Origin of the sequence: Lactobacillus colini (assembly GCF_017874575.1) — a bacterium.
Classification (GTDB): Bacteria; Bacillota; Bacilli; order Lactobacillales; family Lactobacillaceae; genus Lactobacillus; species Lactobacillus colini.
In genome coordinates, this window is the sequence record NZ_JAGGLU010000016.1 from 15117 (window position 1) to 35962 (window position 20846).

Here is a 20846-nt window from a genome sequence, read left to right on the forward strand (position 1 = left end):
TTCTTTCTGGTAAAATGAGAATAGATTTTGAGAAAGGATAGTGTAAACCGTGAAAGTTTTCAACACTTTAACACGCAAGAAAGAAGAATTTAAACCATTAATAGCCGGAAAAGTCAGTATGTATGTCTGTGGGCCAACGGTTTATAACTATATCCACATTGGTAATGCCAGAAGTGTGATTGCCTTTGATACTATTAGACGTTATCTAGAATATCGTGGTTATGATGTAAATTATGTTTCTAACTTTACTGATGTTGACGACAAGATGATCAATGAAGCTAAGAAGGAGAATATTACCGTACCAGAACTGGCACAAAGATATATTGATGCCTACTTAGAAGATACTAGTGCCCTAAATATTGAACCTGCTAATTTGCATCCCAGAGCTACTCATGAAATTAAGGACATTATTGCCTTTGTAGAGGATCTAATTGATAAGGGATATGCTTATGAAGTTGATGGGGATGTTTATTATCGGGCTAAGAAGTTTGCTAATTATGGTCAATTAAGTGACCAAAATATTGCTCAACTTGAAGAAGGTGCCTCAGAGCATATTAATGCCGCTGAACAAGACAAGAAGGAAGATCCGATTGACTTCGCCTTATGGAAGTCTCAAAAAGAACCAGACGAAATTGCCTGGCAATCACCTTGGGGGATGGGACGACCAGGTTGGCATATTGAATGTTCAGTCATGAGTACTAAGTACTTAGGTGATAGTATTGATATCCATGGCGGTGGTCAAGATTTAGAATTTCCCCATCATGAAAATGAAATTGCCCAAAGTGAGGCAAAGACAGGTCAAAAATTCGTTAAGTATTGGCTTCATAATGGCTTCGTTACTGTTGGTAAAAAACAAGAAAAAATGTCTAAGTCACTACATAACTTTGTGACTGTGCATGATATCTTGCAAAAAGTTGACCCGCAAGTCTTACGTTTTTACATGTCAAGTGTTCAATATCGTCGCCCAATTAACTATTCTGAAGATGGTTTAAAGCAGGCTGCAACTGTTCTTGAACGTTATAAAAATGTCCTACGTAATAGTCAAAGCCGCTTAAATGATAAGACTAGCATTGTTGATGAAGATTTAAGAAGTGCCTTGCTAGCTGCTAAAGAAGAATTTACTAGGGCAATGGATGACGACTTTAACGTACAAAACGCTTTGAGTGTAATGTATGATTTGGTTTCTAAAGTTAATTCACACCTTAGTCAAGCTCAAGTTGACAAGGAATCTTTAAATGAATTTGTAGCTACATTTAAGCAGTGGCTGTTGATCTTTGGCGTTAGCTTTCAAACTAAGGTCAACAGCGATGATGACCAGATAAACCAAATGGTTGACCAGCGTAACCAAGCTCGTAAAGATAAGGATTGGGCAACTAGTGATCGTTTGCGTGATGAATTGAAGGCAATGGGGATTATATTAGAAGATACTGCTCAAGGAACGAGGTGGCACCGTGCTTAAGCCTAGAGTATTAATTGAACAAGATCGTAATCCTTATACGATGGGAGCTTTAACTTTGGCTTATTTAGGTGATGGGGTGTATGAATCTTATATCAGGCGCCACTTAGTTAAGGGCGGAATTGTTAAGCCGCAGTTATTGCAGCGTAATGCTACTCATTATGTATCAGCTAAGGCTCAAGCTGGTTTGATTACTAAGATGGAAGCCGAAGGGATGTTGAGTGATGACGAGCTAGATATCTTTCACCGGGGCCGCAATGCCAAAAGTCATACTCATGCTAAAAATACTTCCTTAGCGACTTATCGTCTGTCAACCGGCTTTGAGGCGGTAATTGGATACTTAGATTTACTAGGTAAGCATGATCGAGTAGTAGAAATTTGTAAGTGGTGTATAGACCAAGTAGAACATGGGGATGAAGAGCATGAGTTCAAGTAATGATGATTTTGTCTTTGGTAGACATGCTGGGATTGATTTTTTAAAGACACAAGATGCCGATAAGATTAATAAGATCTTTTTGCAAAGGGGTGTTCAAGAGGACTTTGCTAATCAAGTTTATCAATTAGCACGCAAAAAGCACCTCATTGTTCAAAATGCACCCAAAAATAAGTTAGACCAGTTAACTAATCAAGCTAACCACCAGGGCTTGGTACTAGCCGTGGCTTCATTTGAATATGCGGATTTAGAAGAGTTGCTAGATAAGTTTGAAAATGAAGATAGGGAGCCATTTTTGTTAATGCTAGATTCGATTGAGGATCCCCACAATCTTGGATCAATCTTGAGAACATGTGATGCGACCGGGGTTGATGCTGTGATTATTCCTAAAAGACGGGCTAGTGGTCTGACCTCTGTAGTAGCTAAGACTTCAACCGGTGCAATTGACCATGTACCTGTAGCCCGGGTCAATAACTTAGTCCAAACGACCCAAATTTTAAAAAAGCGCGGTTACTGGTTCTTTGGTACAGCAATGCGGGGAATTGACTATCGTAGATGGGATGCTAAGGGCAAGACTGTCTTAGTAATTGGTAATGAAGGTAAGGGAATATCGCCACTTCTTTTAAAGCAAATGGATCAAACTCTTACTATCCCAATGATTGGCCATGTTCAATCTCTAAATGCCAGTGTTGCAACCGGTGCAATGCTCTATCAAATGTTTAATAGTAGACATCCTTTAGCTTAGCATATCTTAAAAGTGGCACCTATTTATGTATAGGCGTCATTTTTTGGAGCACTTTTAATTAAATGAACGCTTAAACAAGAGTTCGGCTTAATATCCAATACCTGTCCTCTAAAGTAATATTGATCAACTCAAGGGGGGATAGGAATGGATAACTTGGAATTAATTCAACTAGTTAAGCAAGGAGATAGTGATGCCTTGCTAGAATTAGCCAGACGCTATGCTGGAGTTATTTATAATGTTAAGAACAGATATTACATAAGGGGATATGACGAAGAAGATTGGCGACAAGATGCGTTGTTAATCTGCTATCAGGCGTGTTGCTCCTTTGATGTTAAGAAGGGTAAATTTGGAGCATTTTTAAAGTCGTATTTGACTAATCATGCCTGCACATTATTGCGTCATGAATTAGCTAAGCTGAGGGAGCCATACCGTCGGTCAGTATCTTATGAAAAGTTACTAAGTTCAGGTTCAGTTGACGAGGAATTTATTATGCCAATGAGCATTAATCAAGCAATTTTAGATGAATATTTGAATTCGCTTTCACATGTTGAAATTGCAACTTTTATAGATTGTATCAGTAACTTTAAGTCATATAGTATCCAAGCAGGATTTACCAGAAAGCAACTTCAACAAGCTAAGCATCGGTGTAGGCGAAAGTTTTTGGATTTAGTATCTTAAAAAATTACGCATTACTTACAAAAAAGACTATAATAATAGTTGTAGAAGTTATTTAGGAGGTATTTTAAGATGGCAGAGATTATTAAGACAGAATTGTTAGACCGTCATATGAATGAAGTATTTGACTGGAGCGATTCTAAGCTTCCAGTAAGAGATGCCCTTTGGGACTACTTCATGGAGAGTAATGGTCACAACACCATGAAGACGGAGGAAGCAATGCTTCCATTTTTGAAAGACTCTGACGATAAAATCGAAGCCTTCGTAAACGAAAATCTTAAGAAATAACAATTCCTAAAATTCTACGACCAGTGGTCACGCACTAGTTTGACCACCATAGACAGCCTGCAATGGCTGTCTTTTTTTATTTGCATATAAAAAACTGCCGAGAATAATCTCAGCAGTTAGTCAAATATATTAAAGTCCGAAAATTACCTTGTAAAGTGTGGCACCACAGATTCCTCCTAGGATAGGAGCGATTACTGGAATCCAGCCGTATTCCCAATGAGAGGAGCCTTTATGTGGTAATGGTAAGAATGTGTAGATCAAGCGAGGACCTAGGTCACGAGCTGGGTTAAGAGCTGGACCAGCTGGACCACCACCGGACATAACTAGAGCGGTAATCAAAAATCCTACTCCGATGTTAGCAATGTCAATTGATTGGTGGTAGAACATGCCACGGTATAGTCCCAATGCACAAAAGAGCAAAACAGCAGTGTCAATAAACTCAGTAATAAAGCCGTTAAGCTTGCTATTAGCATAATCAGAAGTTGAGAAGCTTCCAAAGATTGTATTAGCGTCATCAGTTTGCTTAATGTATGGATAGTAAAGAACTACCACTAATAATTGTCCTACCATAGCGCCAAGCATTTGAGCGATTAGGTAAGGTGCAACTTGTGTCCAAGGAAATGCACCAACGAATGCTTGTGCTAAAGTTACAGCTGGGTTTAAGTGGTTACCTGAAATTGAACCAAACATAAATGCCGGAATCATAACACCAAAACCAAAACCCCAAGCGATCAATAACCAGCCACCATTTGACTTATCGTCTGGATTATTACCAGCAGTACCCTTTAACATTGCGTTGGCTACCGCGCCGTTACCTAGAAGTACTAAAATTGCTGTTCCGATGAATTCAGCAAAGTACTTCATCATCCAAGTATGTTCCATTTTACTTTTTCCCCCTGAAAAAATAATCGAAAAATATGATACAAATGAAAATTATAGCGGAAATACGGCACATTGTGTAGCTATTTTATGAAAAAAGTTAGTTTTTTGCGGATTTATTCTTCATGGAGTAGTTATTTTTGTTAAGTGTAACTGCTAGTATTAAAAAGCTTACCAGGAAGGCAGCAGAATTAATTATCCAGCCTAAATTATATGACCCAGTCTGGTCAAAGAATAAACCAACTAAGTATACTGAAGCAGACATTGCAAAGGCACCAAGCATATTAATAATTGACAAGATGTTGCTGTAGTCCTTGTTGCCAAATTGCTTACGGATTAGATAAGGAAGGGCAACTAAGCAGATTCCTTGCCCTAAACCTAAAACAAAACCAGAAATAACTAACAGTTGCTTATTACTAAAAAGTATTAATCCTAGCCAGCCGCTAGCTCCAACAATGGCATAAATGAGCAAGGTCAATCTAGAACTGAAATGGTCAAGAAAGAAGCCAATAGAAATCTTCCCAGCCGCAGCGCCTAGCATAACCGCTGAAACGACGGTAGCTGCAATAATAGGTGAGATATTAAGATTGATAATATGGCCAGAAATATGTTGTACTGATCCTGATACGAATTGCAGGGCCAGCATTGCAAAGGCTAAAGCATAAAATATCGGTCTTTTTAAGGCTTGGCGTAAGTTAATACCAATAAGACTAGTCGCTTGAGGATTAGCCTTAGTAGTACCATAAGCAGGATAGTTGCTATTGGGTCTCTCTAAGAGCAGTAGGGCAGCTGGGACTAAAATAACTAAAATTAGTCCTCCTTCACTAATTAAGCCTACCCGCCAACCAAAGCCATTAATGATGCTGGCAATAATTGGATTGAAGATCGTTCCGCCAAATGCAGAAAGACCTAAGGCAATTCCCATCACGCTGCCTAGCTTTTCATTGAACCAATTGCTAAGAAGAACTGGTATCGATAAGGTGATAGCGATAGGCTGGCAGATACCAATTAAGATCCAGCCAAGGTAAAAGTGTACTAAGCTAGTCGCCATCGACATTGTCAAAAGACTAATACCAATTAAGCTAAAGCAAGTAATCAATAGCCACTTGAGATTGAATTTCTCCATAACCTTACCAGCAACTAGTAAGCTAATAGCAGCGGCAGCATTTTGAAAAGTAGTCATTAAGGCAACGCTAGCCCTTCCGACTCTAAATTCCTTACTGATCGGCTCAAAGAAAAGTCCAATCGTATTAACTAAAAGTCCAAAGCCCACTAAAGAAATTAAGCAGCAGGCTGCAAAGATCCACCAGGCAAAAAAATTATGATGTGATTTTTTCACTTGAGTATGTCCTACTTTCTAAAAAAATTACATTTAAAAAGTATACGGAAGCTTGAAGAAAAAATAAATTTAAGAAAAGCAAAATATCTTTAAATTTTAGTAAAATATTGCCGATGGACAAACCAATTAATAACAGCTAGTTATTGCGTAAATTGATAATTTTTGCTAAGATTAATTGCAGTTTAGGAGGATTCTATGGTAGCAAAGAAAGCATCCCTTGCTTGTACAGTATGTGGTTCACGTAATTATTCCATTACTGCAAGTAAGAACCGAACCCAAAGACTTGAATTGAAGAAGTTCTGTAAGCACTGTGGAACTCAGACTCTTCATAAAGAAACGAGGTAAGACGCATGTTTAAATTTTTCAAAAGCGTAAATAAGACAATGAAGCAAGTAACATGGCCAACTTGGAAGCAGAATAGGCGTGATACTGGCATTGTTGTCGGCAGCTCAGTTCTTTTTGCATTATATCTTGGATTATTAGACTTATTGTTCAGTTATATGACACAATTATTCTTATAAAAGAGAATCTGTGATATACTACAGCTAGTTAAGACCTCCACGCGAGGTTTTTTGTTTGCATTAATTTGATAAGGAGTAGACAAATGGTTGAAACCAGTAAAAAACAATGGTACGTAGTCCACACTTATTCTGGCTACGAAGACAAGGTTAAGAAAGACTTGCTTTCCCGTGCTCAATCAATGGGGATGCAGAACTACATCTTCCGTGTAATTATCCCTGAAGAACAAAAGACTGAAGTAGTTCGCGGCAAGAAGCAAGAAGTAGATGAAAAGGTATTCCCTGGCTATGTCTTGGTTGAAATGATCATGACTGATGAGAGTTGGTTCGTAGTTAGAAACACACCAAACGTAACTGGCTTTATCGGCAGTCACGGTGGTGGTTCTAAGCCTTCACCACTTTATGATGATGAAGTAGAGCGAATCTTGGCAGCTCAAGGTCAACCAGCTAAGCAGATGCCAGATGCTGATTACGAAGTTGGTGAAACTGTCACAATTACAGGTGGTGCCTTCAATGGCTTAACTGGTAAGATTACTGAGCTTGATCCAGAGAAGGCTAAGTTAACTGCAGTAATCGACATGTTCGGTCGTCAGACTAATGCCGAATTGGAATATAACCAAGTAAAAAAATTAGACGATTAAAGTATTGTCAACTTGAACAAATGATGATAGAATGACACAGTATCTATATTACTGTGGGAGGAGAAAAAGGAAATTTCTCCATTATAACCGCATCACGGAATCAAGGAGGTATTGACCGTGGCAAAGAAAGTTATTAACGTAGTTAAACTGCAAATTCCTGCTGGTGCAGCAACTCCTGCACCTCCAGTTGGTCCTGCATTGGGTCAAGCTGGAATCAACATCGTTGGTTTCACTAAGGATTTCAACGCACGTACTGCTGATCAAAAGGGTATGATTATCCCTGTAGTTATTACTGTATATGAAGATCGTTCATTCGAATTCATTACTAAGACTCCACCAGCAGCTGTTCTTTTGAAGAAGGCAGCTAAGGTTGACAAGGGTTCAGGCGAACCTAACACTAAGAAGGTTGCTAAGGTAACTAAGGATCAAGTTAAGGAAATTGCCGAAACCAAGATGAAAGATCTAAACGCTGCAGACGTTGAAGCTGCTATGCGCATGATTGAAGGTACTGCTAGAAGCATGGGCTTCGAAGTTGAAGACTAATTATAGTTTCTAGTAATGTCGGATCGTTAATCAAAATTAACGAATCAAGGTGGGAGAGTTTGAGAAGACTCGTTTGACCACATTTTCAGGAGGAATTTTTACATGGCAAAGCATGGTAAGAAATATTTAGAAGCAGCTAAGAAAGTTGATTCAAGCAAATTTTATACAGTAGAAGAAGCAATGAAGTTAGCTAAAGAAACTTCATACGCAAACTTTGACGCAACTATTGAAGTTGCTTACAACTTATCTGTAGATCCTAAGCAAGCAGATCAACAAATCCGTGGTTCTATCGTTTTACCTAATGGTACTGGTAAGACCCAAAAGGTTATTGTATTTGCTGAAGGTCCACAAGCAGAAGCTGCTAAGCAAGCAGGTGCTGACGAAGTTGGTGGCGACGAATTAGTAGCTAAGATTCAAGACGGTTACTTAGACTTTGATGTTGTTGTTGCTACTCCAATGATGATGGCTAAGGTTGGTCGTTTAGGTCGTATCTTAGGACCTAAGGGCTTAATGCCTAACCCTAAGACTGGTACTGTAACTATGGACGTTGCTAAGGCTGTTCAAAACGTTAAGGCTGGTCAAGTAGAATACCGCGTTGACAAGCAAGGCTTGATCCACGCACCAATTGGTAAGGTTTCATTTGAAACTGATAAGTTAGCTGAAAACTTTAACGCATTACGTGACGTAATTGTTCGTGCACGTCCTGCTTCAGCTAAGGGTCAATATATTAAGAGCGTTGCTGTTTCTGCAACCTTTGGCCCTGGTATCCACTTGGATCCATTAAACTTAGATTAATTAATAGCTTAAATAACTATCAAGACCGTTTTCCAATTGGAAGACGGTCTTTTATTTAAAAAATCGAATACTTTTTATAATTAGTTGTTGACAATAAGTCCAATAGCTAGTAAAGTATTAAGCGAAGTAAATTCTACCTAAGACTCGGGTGGCAACATGCCTTAATATCCCGCCGAGGCCAGAAAAACTAAGAGTATTAACTGCTCCATGTCTTTTTGGCATGGAGTTTTAATTTCGGCTGATAGAATTTATCTTAAAGTAATTTTGGAGGTGAATTCATTGAGTAAAGCTGCTATTGCTGCTAAAGAAAAGCTTGTTGACGCTTTTGCAGAAGAACTTAAGAATGCCAAGGCTATCTTAATCGTTGACTACTTAGGTTTAACTGTTGAAGAAGTTACTAACTTACGTAGTGAATTACGTGATTCCGACGTTAAGATGAAGGTCATCAAGAATACTTACTTGAGACGTGCTGCTGAAAAGGCTGGTATCGAAGGTTTAGAAGATACTTTCGTAGGTCCTACTGCCGTTGTTTACACTGATAACGCAGAAGATATTACTGAACCAGCTCGTATTGTTTCTAAATACGAAGATAATGTTGAAGCATTATCTATTAAGGGCGGTATGCTTGAAGGTAAGGTTGCCAGCCAAGAAGAAATCAAGAAACTTGCTGCTATCCCAGGTCGCGAAGGCTTGCTTTCAATGCTTCTTTCTGTATTGCAAGCACCTGTTCGCAACGTGGCATACGCTGTTAAGGCTGTTGCTGATTCTAAAGACGAATAATTTCGTAAATTTTAAAAAATATTATTTTGGAGGAAACTTATAATGGCTTTAGATACTGATAAGATTATTGAAGCTTTAAAGGGTGCATCAATCCTTGAATTGAACGACTTAGTAAAAGCTATCGAAGATGAATTTGGCGTTTCAGCTGCTGCTCCAGTTGCAGCTGCAGGTGCAGGCGCAGGTGCTGCTGAAAAGACTGAATTCGATGTTGAATTAACTGACGTTGGTCAAGAAAAAGTTAAGGTTATCAAGGTTGTACGTGACATCACTGGTCTTGGCCTTAAGGATTCTAAGGATCTTGTTGACGGTGCACCTAAGAACGTTAAGGAAGGCGTTTCCGAAGACGAAGCTAACGACATCAAGGCTAAACTTGAAGAAGTTGGTGCTACTGTAACTGTTAAGTAATTATCAGTTCACTAATTAAATAATAATTGCATACTTGCAATATTTTTAGAACCGAATCGTTTGATTCGGTTCTTTTTTGCATATTTGTGTAAAAGAGTTGCTATTTTGGTTAAGTTTCTTTAATGTATATATTATAAAATAGTAAGCGCTAACATTAATTGGAGACTTCTATGGAAAAGGAAAAATATATTTTAACAATTGACGAAGGCACATCAAGCACAAGAGCAATTATCTTTAATCATCAGGCTAAGCAAGTTGCTGTTGAACAGCAGGAATTTACCCAATACTTTCCTAAGCCGGGTTGGGTAGAGCATGACGCTAATGAAATTTGGAATGCAGTATTATCGACAATTGCTAATGTATTTATTAAATCTGGCATTAAACCAGATCAGATAGAGGGCATTGGAATTACTAATCAACGTGAAACAACAATAATATGGGATAAAGAAACAGGTCTACCAATCTATCATGCAGTTGTCTGGCAGTCACGTCAGTCGGAACAAATTGCACAGAAGTTAATCGAAGAGGGTTATCAAGAAAAAATTCATCAAAAGACAGGTCTATTAATTGATCCTTATTTCTCAGCAACTAAAATACGCTGGATTCTAGATCAAGTACCAGGTGCTCAGCAGAGAGCTGAAAAAGGCGAATTGCTTTTTGGGACAATAGATACCTGGTTAATCTGGAAGTTAACTGGTGGTCAGAGGCATATCACTGACTACACTAACGCTAGTCGAACTATGCTCTTCAACATAAATGAATTGAAGTGGGATGAAGATATTTTAAAACTATTGAATATTCCTAAGAATCTGCTACCAGAAGTAGCTGAAAATATTGCTGATTTTGGTTATACCAAGGAATATCACTTCTATGGTTCTAAAGTTCCAATTGCTGGAGTTGCTGGAGACCAGCAAGCCGCATTATTTGGCCAGTTAGCACTGAGAAAAGGACAAGTGAAAAATACTTACGGTACTGGTGCCTTTACCTTAATGAATCTCGGTGAAGAATTGAAATTATCCAAACATAAATTACTAACCAGTATTGCTTATGGCATAGATGGTAAGGTAAATTACGCACTTGAAGGCTCTATCTTCGTAGCCGGTTCGGCAATTCAATGGTTGAGAGATATGATGCAATTGATTGAAAGTGCTGGAGAATCAGAAGATCTTGCCAATAAATCAACTAATAATGATGAAGTCTATGTTGTGCCAGCATTTACAGGATTAGGGGCTCCATATTGGCAACCCAATGCTAGAGGTAGTGTGTTTGGCTTAACAAGAGGAACAACGCGGGCTGACTTTACCAAGGCAACCCTGCAATCATTAGCTTATCAAACTGCTGACTTAGTCAATACAATGCAACAAGATGCCGAAATTGCAATTCCTAGTTTGAAAGTTGATGGTGGTGCGTCACTAAATAATTATTTAATGCAATTCCAAGCCGATATCTTAAATATTCCAGTCATTAGGTCACATGATGTCGAAACTACAGCCCTGGGCGCCGCATTTTTGGCAGGTTTATCAGTGGGATATTGGAAAGATATAGCAGAACTGCATTCTTTAGTTGAAGCAGGTCAAGAATATCAGCCTAACATGTCTAAAGATAGGCGGGCTAGATTGTTGCGTGGCTGGAAAAAAGCTGTAGAGGCGACGATTTTATTTGAAAATGATTAGTTCAAAGTATACAATTTTAAATCTATATGATTTAATTTAAGTATATTATTGTTTGCTAATTTGCAGATAAATAAAAATGTTATAATCAAATTATAATGATATAAATTGACTTATTTCATAAAAACTTTAATAGGAGGATTTATCTTAATGGATAAAAAGGTTAACGAATTAAAGCGGGTACCTAGATTTAGTTTGAGAAAGTTAAATACTGGTATGGCTTCTGTAGTATTAGGATTTGCAATTTTTGGTATTAATTTAGCTGCCAATGATTCTTCAGTACATGCTAGCACTGTTGAAACGAATAACTCTTCATCATCCAATCAGGTAGCTACTGCAGAACCTACAGAAACTAAAGTAGCTAATAAAGATACCAATACGCTTGAAGTAAATAATCTCGCCTCCCAAACTCAAAATGGGGGGGTAGAATCGACTTCTAGTCAAACTGATTCTGCTACAACTCAACAATTAACTGAAAGTAAAGCAGCTACTACAAGTTCAACTGATAGTGAGACTCCAAGTGGTGCTACTGTTGATGATAGCTATCTGAATACTCAAGATAGTGAAACCAACAAGAACTTGGCTAATGAGCATGCCTTAAGCTCTTCAGACAGCTACAGTTCTAACATTTACCAAGGTAAAGACGGTAAATGGTACAAGGTTGTTACTATTAATGGCAATAATGCTGTTTATCAACCTGCAGATATTAGAGCGTCAAGTGTTTATAATAACTATGCAGATGATGTAGATGCCAATATTCACATGAGTAAGGAAGATTTGGGTAATGGTAAGGTTCATTGGACTATTACTTTCTTCCCATACCATGGACTTACATCTGATAATGGTAATGGTGATCTTAAAGGATTGCAAAATGCTAACTTTGGGTTAGCAATATCCAGAGACTATACAATTGATGGCGATGTAAAAGTTACTATCAATACTGATTTAAATAAGAGTGCAGTCTTCGAAGCGCATGACATTATGGTTAAATCACAAGAGTCAGTTACTCAAAGCTTTAATCCTAAGACTGATGTAAACTCTAATACTGGCTTAATTAATAGTGCTACTATGCCGGGCAACTTGACTAATGACTATATTCAAGGGCCATACTACTTCACAACTGATACTGGTATCGGTAGTGAGAACCTTTATAGAGAATTTTTCCAAGATATAAATGATGGTGGTGTGGATGCCGAAGGTCGACAGTTTGTTGGTGGAGGGACCAATCCAGCCCACCAACTAAAGAGCAGCTTAAATCAGGTTAGAATGCATGATTATGAAACTGCTGTTCAGGGTGGTGTTGATAAGTATAATCAATATTTATTCTATGATAAAAAAGATAACAACACTCTAAAAGATGGAGTCATCAATACCGGTATTTTTGACAAGGCTTTAATACTTAAGTCTTGGGGAACGACTAGTTTGGCACAGTATTCAAGTTATACCGTAGAATTTGATACTCAACATAATGACAATACTGAAGCAAACTTGCAAAAAGGAAGTTTGGGTCAGCAGTTTTCTGGTGTAGCTGCAACTGTATATTCTTACCAAAATGCACATAATAATAAGTTTACTCGTGCACTTGGTGAACAGCGTACTCTAAATAAGAAAGCTGGAGTTTTCACTCCAGCAACACCTGAGGAAGTTATTGATAACTGGAAGCGTCTTGATGACACTTTAGACCAGTTAAACAAGGATCACTTAAACGATAACCAACTTAATAATATTCGTCAGGCTGTTCACAACAGTGATGGTACTACAGATACTCTTAACAACATCGTCAAGGCTGGTAATGAGCTTAACGATGCCATGACTAAGCTGGGCCAGGGTCTTGGCTTAGATAACTTAAGCGATGATCCAAGCACTGCAACTAATGAAAACGCTCCAGTTAACGTTAAAAAGTCTGACAAGTACACTTACGCTAGTCCTGAAAAGAAACAAGCTTATGATGAAGCTGTTGCAAATGCTGAGAAGGTCTTTACCAAGACTGGTGAAAATGCAAACATCGATCAAGTGACCAAATTGACCGATGCAGTAAATCAAGCTCGTGCTGCCTTAGATGGTGAATTGGAAACTAAAGCTGTCAACCCTGCAACTGTTAAGCAAGGTGAATCACTTCCAGATCCAGCTAGTCTGGTTGAATTTATTGATGAAAATGGCAATAAAGTTGATACACCAGCTGATGCCACTGTTGCATGGGAGAAGCAGCCTGACACCAGCAAGCTTGGCCCGCAAACAGGTACAGTTTCAGTAACTCATAATGGTAAGACCACTTCTATTCCTGTAACTGTGAATGTTGTTGCTCTTCCAGATAAAAAGACCCCTGTGTCTGATACAAACAAGTTGACTGATACCGAAAAAGCTGCGGTTGAAAACGGCGTTAAGAAAGCTAACCCTGATGCAACTAATGTAACTGTAGATGATCAGGGTAACGCTACTCTAACATTCAACGATCCAAATACTGGCAAGACCAGCACTTCGACTATTTCTGCTTCTGATCTTGTTAGCCAAAAAACTGACGCAGAAAAGAATCCAGTAAATGATCCAGAAAAGGTAAAAGTTGATGATCCAACTAAGTTAACCGATACTGAAAAGAATCAAGTCAAGACCAATGTTGAAAAGGCCAATCCTAGCGCAACAGATGTCACAGTAGATGACCAAGGTAACGCAACTTTAACATACGGAGACGGTTCGACTAACAATCTTACAAGTGATAAGACTGTACAAGCTAAAACTGATTCCGAAAAAAATCCAGCAAATGACCCAGAAAAGGTCAAAGTAGCTGATCCAACCAAGCTGACTGATAAAGAAAAGGATCAAGTCAAGACCAACGTTGAAAAGTCCAATCCTAGCGCAACAGATGTCACAGTAGATGACCAAGGTAACGCAACTTTAACATACGGCGATGGTTCGACTAACAATCTTACAAGTGATAAGACTGTACAAGCTAAAACTGATTCTGAAAAGAACCCAGCAAATGATCCAGAGAAGGTAAAAGTAGCTGATCCAACCAAGTTGACTGATAAAGAAAAGGATCAAGTCAAGACCAATGTTGAAGCAGCCAATCCTAGCGCAACAGATGTCACAGTAGATGACCAAGGTAACGCAACTTTAACGTACGGAGACGGTTCGACTAACAATCTTACAAGTGATAAGACTGTACAAGCCAAAACTGACGCAGAAAAGGATCCAGCAGTGGCTCCAAGCACAAAGACCCCAGTAGCTGATCCAACCAAGCTAACTGATGAAGAAAAGACTGCGGTTGAAAATAACGTTAAAGCATCAAATCCTAACGCAACAGATGTCACAGTAGATGATAAGGGAAATGCAACATTGACATATGGTGATGGTTCAACTAATACTCTTGATCCAAGTCAGACAATTGTTCAAAAAGAATCTGATGCAGAAAAGAACCCAGCAGTAGCTCCAACTACTAAAGTGCCAGTAAGTGATACGAACAAGTTAACTGATACTGAAAAGTCTAAAGTAGAAAACAATGTAAAAGCTGCAAATCCAAATGCCACTACAGTAACAGTGGATGACAAGGGAAATGCGACTTTAACATACGGCGATGGTTCAACTAACACTCTTTCAAGCAACAAGACAGTAGAATCTAAGCCAACTGAAAGCAAGACTGATGCAGAAAGCAATCCAGCCGTAGCTCCAGGTACCAAGGTACAAGTAAGTGATCCAAGCAAGTTAACTGAAACTGAAAAGAGCGAAGTAGAAAAGAACGTTAAGGAATCAAACCCAAGTGCCACTACAGTAACAGTGGATGACAAGGGAAATGCCACTTTAACATACGGTGACGGTTCAACTAACACACTTTCAAGTGACAAGACAGTAGAATCTAAGTCAGCAGAAGCTAAGACAGATGCGGAAAGCAATCCAGCCGTAGCTCCAGGTACCAAGGTACAAGTAAGTGATCCAAGCAAGTTAACTGACACTGAAAAGTCTGAAGTAGAAAACAATGTAAAAGCCGCAAATCCAAATGCCACTAAGGTAACAGTAGATGATAAGGGAAATGCAACTTTAACATACGACGATGGTTCAACTAACACACTTTCAAGTGACAAGACAGTAGAATCTAAGTCAGCAGAAGCTAAGACTGATGCAGAAAGCAATCCAGCAGTGGCTCCAACTACTAAAGTTTCAGTAGAAGATACGAACAAGTTAACTGATACTGAAAAGGGCGAAGTAGCAAATAATGTGAAAGAAGCAAACCCAAATGCAACCAACGTAACAGTGGATGACAAAGGAAACGCAACTTTAACATACGGTGACGGTTCAACTAACATTCTTTCAAGTGACAAGACAGTAGAAGCTAAGTCAACAGACACAAAGACCGATGCGGAAAGCAATCCAGCAGTGGCTCCAACTACTAAAGTTTCAGTAGAAGATACGAACAAGTTAACTGATACTGAAAAGGACGAAGTAGCAGATAATGTAAAAGCCGCAAACCCAAACGCAACCAACGTAACAGTAGATGACAAGGGAAACGCCACTTTAACATACGGCGATGGCTCAACTAACACACTTTCAAGCGACAAGACAGTAGAAGCTAAGACTGATGCGGAAAACAATCCAGCCGTAGCTCCAGGTACCAAGGTACAAGTAAATGATCCAAGCAAGTTAACTGACACTGAGAAGTCCGAAGTAGAAAACAATGTAAAAGCCGCAAACCCAAGTGCTACTAACGTAACAGTAGATGATAAGGGTAATGCAATCTTAGCTTACAGTGATGGTTCAACTAATAAACTTGGTCATGATAAGCTTGTTGTGTCTAAGACTTCTGCAGATACTAAGACTACAGATGCAACTAAGATTATGACTTCAACCAATCAAACTGATAACACAAATAATAGTGATAACGGTTACACTTCTTCAACTCCAAGCTCTGCCAAGACTTTACCGCAGACTGGTAGTAAAAATAACATCTTTGCAATACTTAGCGGGGCAGTAATGATAATAATGTCATTATTTGGTCTTGGAACCACTAAGCGTAAGAAAGAAGATTAAATAACGCATTAAAAAGACGGTGAAATCATCTTAATATGATTTCACCGCTTTTTTATATTATTTAAAGATTTTGGTTATTGGTGATGAATTATTTGATTTATCGATGATATAGTAGCATTATGGATATGAATAGATGCAAATATTTAATCATTAATTGTATATAAATTTTTATTTGGACACATCTTTTCTTTACATAGTTTTTCAAGTAGAATAAAATAATAACTACAGTTATAGATGTAAAATATTTCAATTATTTAGAATAAAAGGATATAATTTTACAAAAATAAAATAACGATAAAATACCTGATCAAGGAGAACAAGAATGTTAAGTAAAAAGAATCATAAATTAATCCAGGAACGCCAAGCTGACCGCGCTCAACGTTTCGGATTACGGAAATTAGGGATCGGACTAGTTTCGGTGATTTTAGGATCAGTTATGACAATAACTACTTCTCAAAATAAGGTTCATGCTGCTTCCGAAAATTCTCCAGAAACTTCCGTCATTAGTGGCAATTCAAATTCTGCATCGACTGCTTCTGATAGTAATGCTTCTTCTGCTGCAGATACTTCTTCCAATGCCACTGCGGAATCTACATCATCAAATAAGTCAAGTAATGCAGCTGATAATCAAGTGGCAGCTACTTCTCGCACTGCAACTAACACAACTAGCACAACTGACAGTACTTCTGATCAAAGTACCACTGCTGCAAGTTCAACAGCTTCTAGCCAACCTGTAAATAATTCTGAAGATTCAAATGATAATACAAATTCAGACTCCTCGAATAACGTATCATCAGATAAGTCTACTACTGTTTCAACAGATAAGTTATCAACTAATAGTCTTGCTACAAATACTATAAGTGACTCTAAAGTTGCAACAACTTCCGCTTCTTCTTCATCTACAACTACAGCTACTGGTACAACTACTTCTCTTGGTTATGTTGTTCCAAGTGATACTTACAATGCCAATACTACTCCTTTAACGGTCAAGGATAAGTATGGTAATACATTAACACTTAACAAAAATACTGTTGGTACTGATACTACTGGTCTAACACTTGAGTATACTGGTAATGTTAAGAACGGGGATTCTGTAACTATTAATATTCCTAAAGGAGTCTCTTATCAAATTGTACTTTCTCAAGGTAATCAATTAGATGGTGGATCTCTACCTAGTGCTGGTATAGGAACAGGTACTTATACTACCGATAGCAATGGTAACGATATTGTTACTTATAATTTCACAGCGGCTTCTAGTGTGCAATTAATGCTTAACTTCACAGCCAAAAACTCATACTATGCTCAAAATAGCCCAATGGATGATCCAATTGGTACGATAGCTAAGATGATTACTTGGACATCTACTAGAGATGGGGTTACTACTAATAACCCAGACTTAATATTGTGGCAAACATTAGCTAACCCAGACATTACTATCGATAATGTTAGTAGAATAGTTCCATCAGAAACAGTAGTTAAAAGAGTTTTGCCAAATGCAGAATATACTTTTAGTATAAAAGCTTCTCAACTTGATGGTTTACCACTTAATTATCCTGGTACTGCACTAAGCAGATACGTTAACAATGGTGCAACTATTACAGTTCCTGTACCTGAAGACTTCGTATTGAATGCAGAGAGTTCTCTTGCATTGACACAACTGCAATCTAAGAATTCGACGAGTACTACTAACTTTTCAGGAGTGACTATTACTCAGCCTGGAGGTAAGGGTCACGATGTTATTATTACTGTTCCTAAAGGCAATGGTGGTACTGGTTCAGATCCTGGTACTACATTTAAATTAGTTGGTAGTTTTGAACTTGATCGTCCAGAAAGTGATGTAACTCTGAGTTCAACAACTAATCCACTAGCTTCTAATAACGGTAAGATTTTAATTCAAGAACAAATTAAGACTCCTGATGGCTTAAAGACATTGACAGCTAGTGCTGGTACTTGGACAGCAATTATTGCGGGTTCTGTTCCACCAGATACAGAAGGTAACTTTGGATTAGTTGCATATGGTAATAACCAAAGTAATACATTTTTATTAGATAGTGACCCTAATGACGATCCTGCTATTGTTAACTACTTCGGTTTTAGCAACAATACTGCTTACCAACTTGACGATACTACTATTACCTTAAACCTAGCTGATGGTCTTGATGTAACTGCTATTAAGACACCAGTTAGTTCAACTACTTTGCCTGGAACTACAGAATACGGATATAAGATTTACTATACAGATGGCACTACTGCAACTGGTAGTGTTGCTGCCGGCGATACTGTAACTGCTCAAGATGGTAAGTATATTCGTAAGATTGATTTTATGCCTAATGTTATCAAGTCAGGTAGTGCTACTAATATAAGTGGTATTCCTTATAGTCAAGGTACCTATGGCCCAACTAAACAGCCAGATAATGTGGTTAACTTTATTGCTTATGGTAAGTTGGGAACTACTAAGGATGATGGAACACCAATTGTTGCTGGTGATGAGCTAGTATCGTCAATTACCATCAATTCTGCAGACTTTGATAGTAGTAAGACTACTGGTACAACTAATACCCAAACTGTTATTGGTGAAGACAGCTTAGTCAGCAACGGACAAACATATACTTGGCAAGGTAACACAACACCTGGTACCAAAAATGCTGGTTATGTAGGATTTATGGGCGGGCTTGACGATGTTAACAAGAATAGCCAGAGAGTTTATGAACCAATTATCTACTATGTATTACCTAAATACTTCACTTATAACTACAACTTAAATGATCTTAGAAATAAGTCTGGTGAGCCTAAGGTTACTAGCTATGGTTATGATGGACGTCAAGTTGTAAAGATTGATTACACAGGTACAGGTCAATACATTAACACAGCAAATAATTCAGGTGTATATGATCAGGCGTGGCTTGATATTTCTTCAGATGCCTTGCCAGGAACTTATCAAGCAGAAGTATATATTTATAGCCCTCATACTAAGTTGTTGAATACTGTAGCTACTGATATTGATCGCGACATTGTTGATGGTCAAGAAGGTACTATTTACAATGCTGGAACTGGTTCATATGTAGTTAGTGTTCCTAAGATTTACTATGTTCCTAACGTTAGTCAAGGTAACTTAGATATCAGTCAAGTATCAGACGGAACTTCAAGTGATAAGGGATCAGACAAGATGCAGTATTACGTATCTGTGGCTAACTATACTACTAGTGCCATGAATAATGCCCACTTGTTGATCAACTTACCACAAGCAGATGCTACCCATTTCCAATTCCAATTGACTGGACCAATTTCATTTGAACAAAACGGCCCAGTTACTGCTGATGATATTACTTTGTACTACTCAATTAATACTCAAGATTTCACTGGTACAGAACGTGGTGATCAAGTCAGCATGGATGGCTATGTAACTGCTGATCAAGTAACTGATTGGTCTGCTATTAAGTCAGTTATTGCTGTCTTCCCTAAAGTTAATGCCTCTACTCAGATTGGTAGATTCGTATTGACAGGTGTAGATAAGAATGTTGCTGAAGATGCAGGCAAGACGGGGTCACTGGCTTCAACCTTAACATCAGATGGTATGATTCCATTTACTTCTGATGTAACTAAGATTAGTGTAATTGGTAATTCTACTGTTACTGCTAGATATCACTATGTAGACGCAAAGGGTAAGGATCAATATATTGATTTACCAGACTTAACTAAGGAATATACTGATAATAAGTCTGTAATGAATCAGAGTGATTTTGCTCTTACTACAGCAGATAAAGCCTTAATCCCAACTAACTATGAATTATCTACTGCAGCGCCAACTATTGTTGCTGGTGCTAAAACTTGGACAACTGATGCTCCAGATGGAACTGCTGCCTTCGGTCAAACAGTTAAGTATTACTTCGATGGCGACATCGTTCAATATGAACTAGTTCCAAAGACATCTGACGAAAGTAAAACTATCACCAAAACCATTAACTACTACAAGAATGTTAATGGTGAAGAAGTAAAGGCCGCAGATTCATTCACTAAGTCAGTAACTATTACTAAGTCTACTAACTTAGTAACAAACAATGTTGTTTACAAGGTTGACAATAAAGAGTTAAGTGATGGCACAACAACACTTGCAGGTCAGAGCTTACCTACGATAACAGGTTATAAATATGAATCGGCTGTAGATGCAAGTGATGACAAGACAAATCGCTTGTCTGACGCAACAGGTAATACTATTGTTAACTACGATAGTACCAATCTTGTAATTAATGTCTACTATGTAGCGAAGGATGAAACTGCTAACATCAAATTTATTGATAATACTACTGGAGATACATTAGAAACAAGCAGTAATAATGGCAAATTTGGTACAGACATTACCTTTGCAAGTAAAGAAGGTAATGGAGATAGTGTAGCTGACATCATTAGTCACTATGAGAGTTTAGGATATGTTTTAGTACATAAAGGTGCTTCAGATACATACACTGAATATGTGCCTGGCAATCAATATACTTACAAAGAGGGCGACAATAGCTTTGAAGTTCACTTCAAGCACGGTACTAAAGAAGCCAGTGATAGTAAAGTTATTAATGAAACCATCCATTATGTATATGAAGATGGCAAACCAGCCCATGATGACGTTACTGCAGAAAAGAGCTTCACAAGAACAGGTGAAACTGAC

The 20846-nt window shown here is 38.2% G+C and carries 17 protein-coding genes and 1 other annotated feature; of the genes, 15 read left to right on the forward strand and 2 right to left on the reverse strand.

Features of this window, described 5'->3' with window-relative positions; genetic code table 11:
* The first annotated feature begins 49 nt into the window (after positions 1–49).
* From cysS to J2Z60_RS10050, 5 genes are all read left to right on the forward strand, one after another.
* Positions 50–1459 (forward strand): cysteine--tRNA ligase, encoded by a 1410-nt coding sequence (gene cysS / locus J2Z60_RS10030; RefSeq protein WP_209687567.1) that lies wholly within the window; start codon positions 50–52, stop codon positions 1457–1459.
* A complete protein-coding gene (locus tag J2Z60_RS10035) occupies positions 1452–1892 on the forward strand; it encodes a Mini-ribonuclease 3 (RefSeq protein WP_209687568.1) in 441 nt (146 codons plus the stop codon). Before cysS ends, J2Z60_RS10035 begins: the two co-directional genes overlap by 8 nt.
* Positions 1879–2634: a 23S rRNA (guanosine(2251)-2'-O)-methyltransferase RlmB gene (gene rlmB / locus J2Z60_RS10040; protein WP_209687569.1), complete on the forward strand. Its 756-nt coding sequence runs from the start codon at positions 1879–1881 to the stop codon at positions 2632–2634. The genes J2Z60_RS10035 and rlmB overlap by 14 nt, the downstream gene beginning before the upstream one ends.
* A 144-nt stretch (positions 2635–2778) precedes the next feature.
* Positions 2779–3312 carry an RNA polymerase sigma factor gene (locus J2Z60_RS10045; protein WP_209687570.1) on the forward strand — a complete coding sequence of 178 codons (534 nt, stop codon included), beginning with the start codon at positions 2779–2781 and terminating at the stop codon, positions 3310–3312.
* A gap of 69 nt (positions 3313–3381) precedes the next feature.
* On the forward strand, positions 3382–3597 hold the full coding sequence (locus J2Z60_RS10050; protein ID WP_209687571.1) for a P8 family protein: 216 nt from the start codon (positions 3382–3384) through the stop codon (positions 3595–3597).
* Between the two features lie 129 nt (positions 3598–3726).
* Here J2Z60_RS10050 and J2Z60_RS10055 read toward each other — a convergent pair whose 3' ends face one another.
* Both J2Z60_RS10055 and J2Z60_RS10060 read right to left on the reverse strand, forming a co-directional pair.
* Positions 3727–4479 (reverse strand): MIP/aquaporin family protein, encoded by a 753-nt coding sequence (locus J2Z60_RS10055; RefSeq protein WP_209687572.1) that lies wholly within the window; start codon positions 4477–4479, stop codon positions 3727–3729.
* A 97-nt stretch (positions 4480–4576) separates the two neighbouring features.
* A complete protein-coding gene (locus tag J2Z60_RS10060; RefSeq protein ID WP_209687573.1) occupies positions 4577–5815 on the reverse strand; it encodes an MFS transporter in 1239 nt (412 codons plus the stop codon).
* Positions 5816–6010: 195 nt separating this feature from the next.
* Here J2Z60_RS10060 and rpmG point away from each other — a divergent pair, with 195 nt between their 5' ends.
* The 10 genes from rpmG to J2Z60_RS10110 form a co-directional block, all read left to right on the forward strand.
* Positions 6011–6160 (forward strand): 50S ribosomal protein L33, encoded by a 150-nt coding sequence (gene rpmG / locus J2Z60_RS10065; protein ID WP_209687574.1) that lies wholly within the window; start codon positions 6011–6013, stop codon positions 6158–6160.
* A 5-nt stretch (positions 6161–6165) separates the two neighbouring features.
* The gene (gene secE / locus J2Z60_RS10070) at positions 6166–6336 is read left to right on the forward strand and encodes a preprotein translocase subunit SecE (RefSeq protein ID WP_209687575.1); all 171 of its coding nucleotides are present in this window, start codon (positions 6166–6168) and stop codon (positions 6334–6336) included.
* 83 nt (positions 6337–6419) lie between these two features.
* A complete protein-coding gene (gene nusG / locus J2Z60_RS10075; protein WP_209687576.1) occupies positions 6420–6974 on the forward strand; it encodes a transcription termination/antitermination protein NusG in 555 nt (184 codons plus the stop codon).
* Positions 6975–7091: 117 nt separating this feature from the next.
* Positions 7092–7517 (forward strand): 50S ribosomal protein L11, encoded by a 426-nt coding sequence (gene rplK, locus J2Z60_RS10080; protein ID WP_209687577.1) that lies wholly within the window; start codon positions 7092–7094, stop codon positions 7515–7517.
* Between the two features lie 102 nt (positions 7518–7619).
* On the forward strand, positions 7620–8312 hold the full coding sequence (gene rplA / locus J2Z60_RS10085; RefSeq protein WP_209687578.1) for a 50S ribosomal protein L1: 693 nt from the start codon (positions 7620–7622) through the stop codon (positions 8310–8312).
* Positions 8313–8430: 118 nt separating this feature from the next.
* Positions 8431–8554: a sequence feature (ribosomal protein L10 leader region), on the forward strand.
* 37 nt (positions 8555–8591) lie between these two features.
* Positions 8592–9092: a 50S ribosomal protein L10 gene (gene rplJ / locus J2Z60_RS10090; protein ID WP_209687579.1), complete on the forward strand. Its 501-nt coding sequence runs from the start codon at positions 8592–8594 to the stop codon at positions 9090–9092.
* Positions 9093–9134: 42 nt separating this feature from the next.
* Complete coding sequence (rplL, locus tag J2Z60_RS10095) at positions 9135–9497, forward strand: 50S ribosomal protein L7/L12 (RefSeq protein ID WP_209687580.1); 363 nt, start codon at positions 9135–9137, stop codon at positions 9495–9497.
* 170 nt (positions 9498–9667) lie between these two features.
* Complete coding sequence (gene glpK, locus J2Z60_RS10100; protein WP_209687581.1) at positions 9668–11170, forward strand: glycerol kinase GlpK; 1503 nt, start codon at positions 9668–9670, stop codon at positions 11168–11170.
* A gap of 147 nt (positions 11171–11317) precedes the next feature.
* Complete coding sequence (locus tag J2Z60_RS10105; protein ID WP_209687582.1) at positions 11318–16186, forward strand: LEA family epithelial adhesin; 4869 nt, start codon at positions 11318–11320, stop codon at positions 16184–16186.
* 322 nt (positions 16187–16508) lie between these two features.
* Positions 16509–20846, forward strand: a 4338-nt coding sequence (locus J2Z60_RS10110; RefSeq protein ID WP_209687583.1) for a mucin-binding protein, incomplete at its 3' end; no start/stop codon positions are given.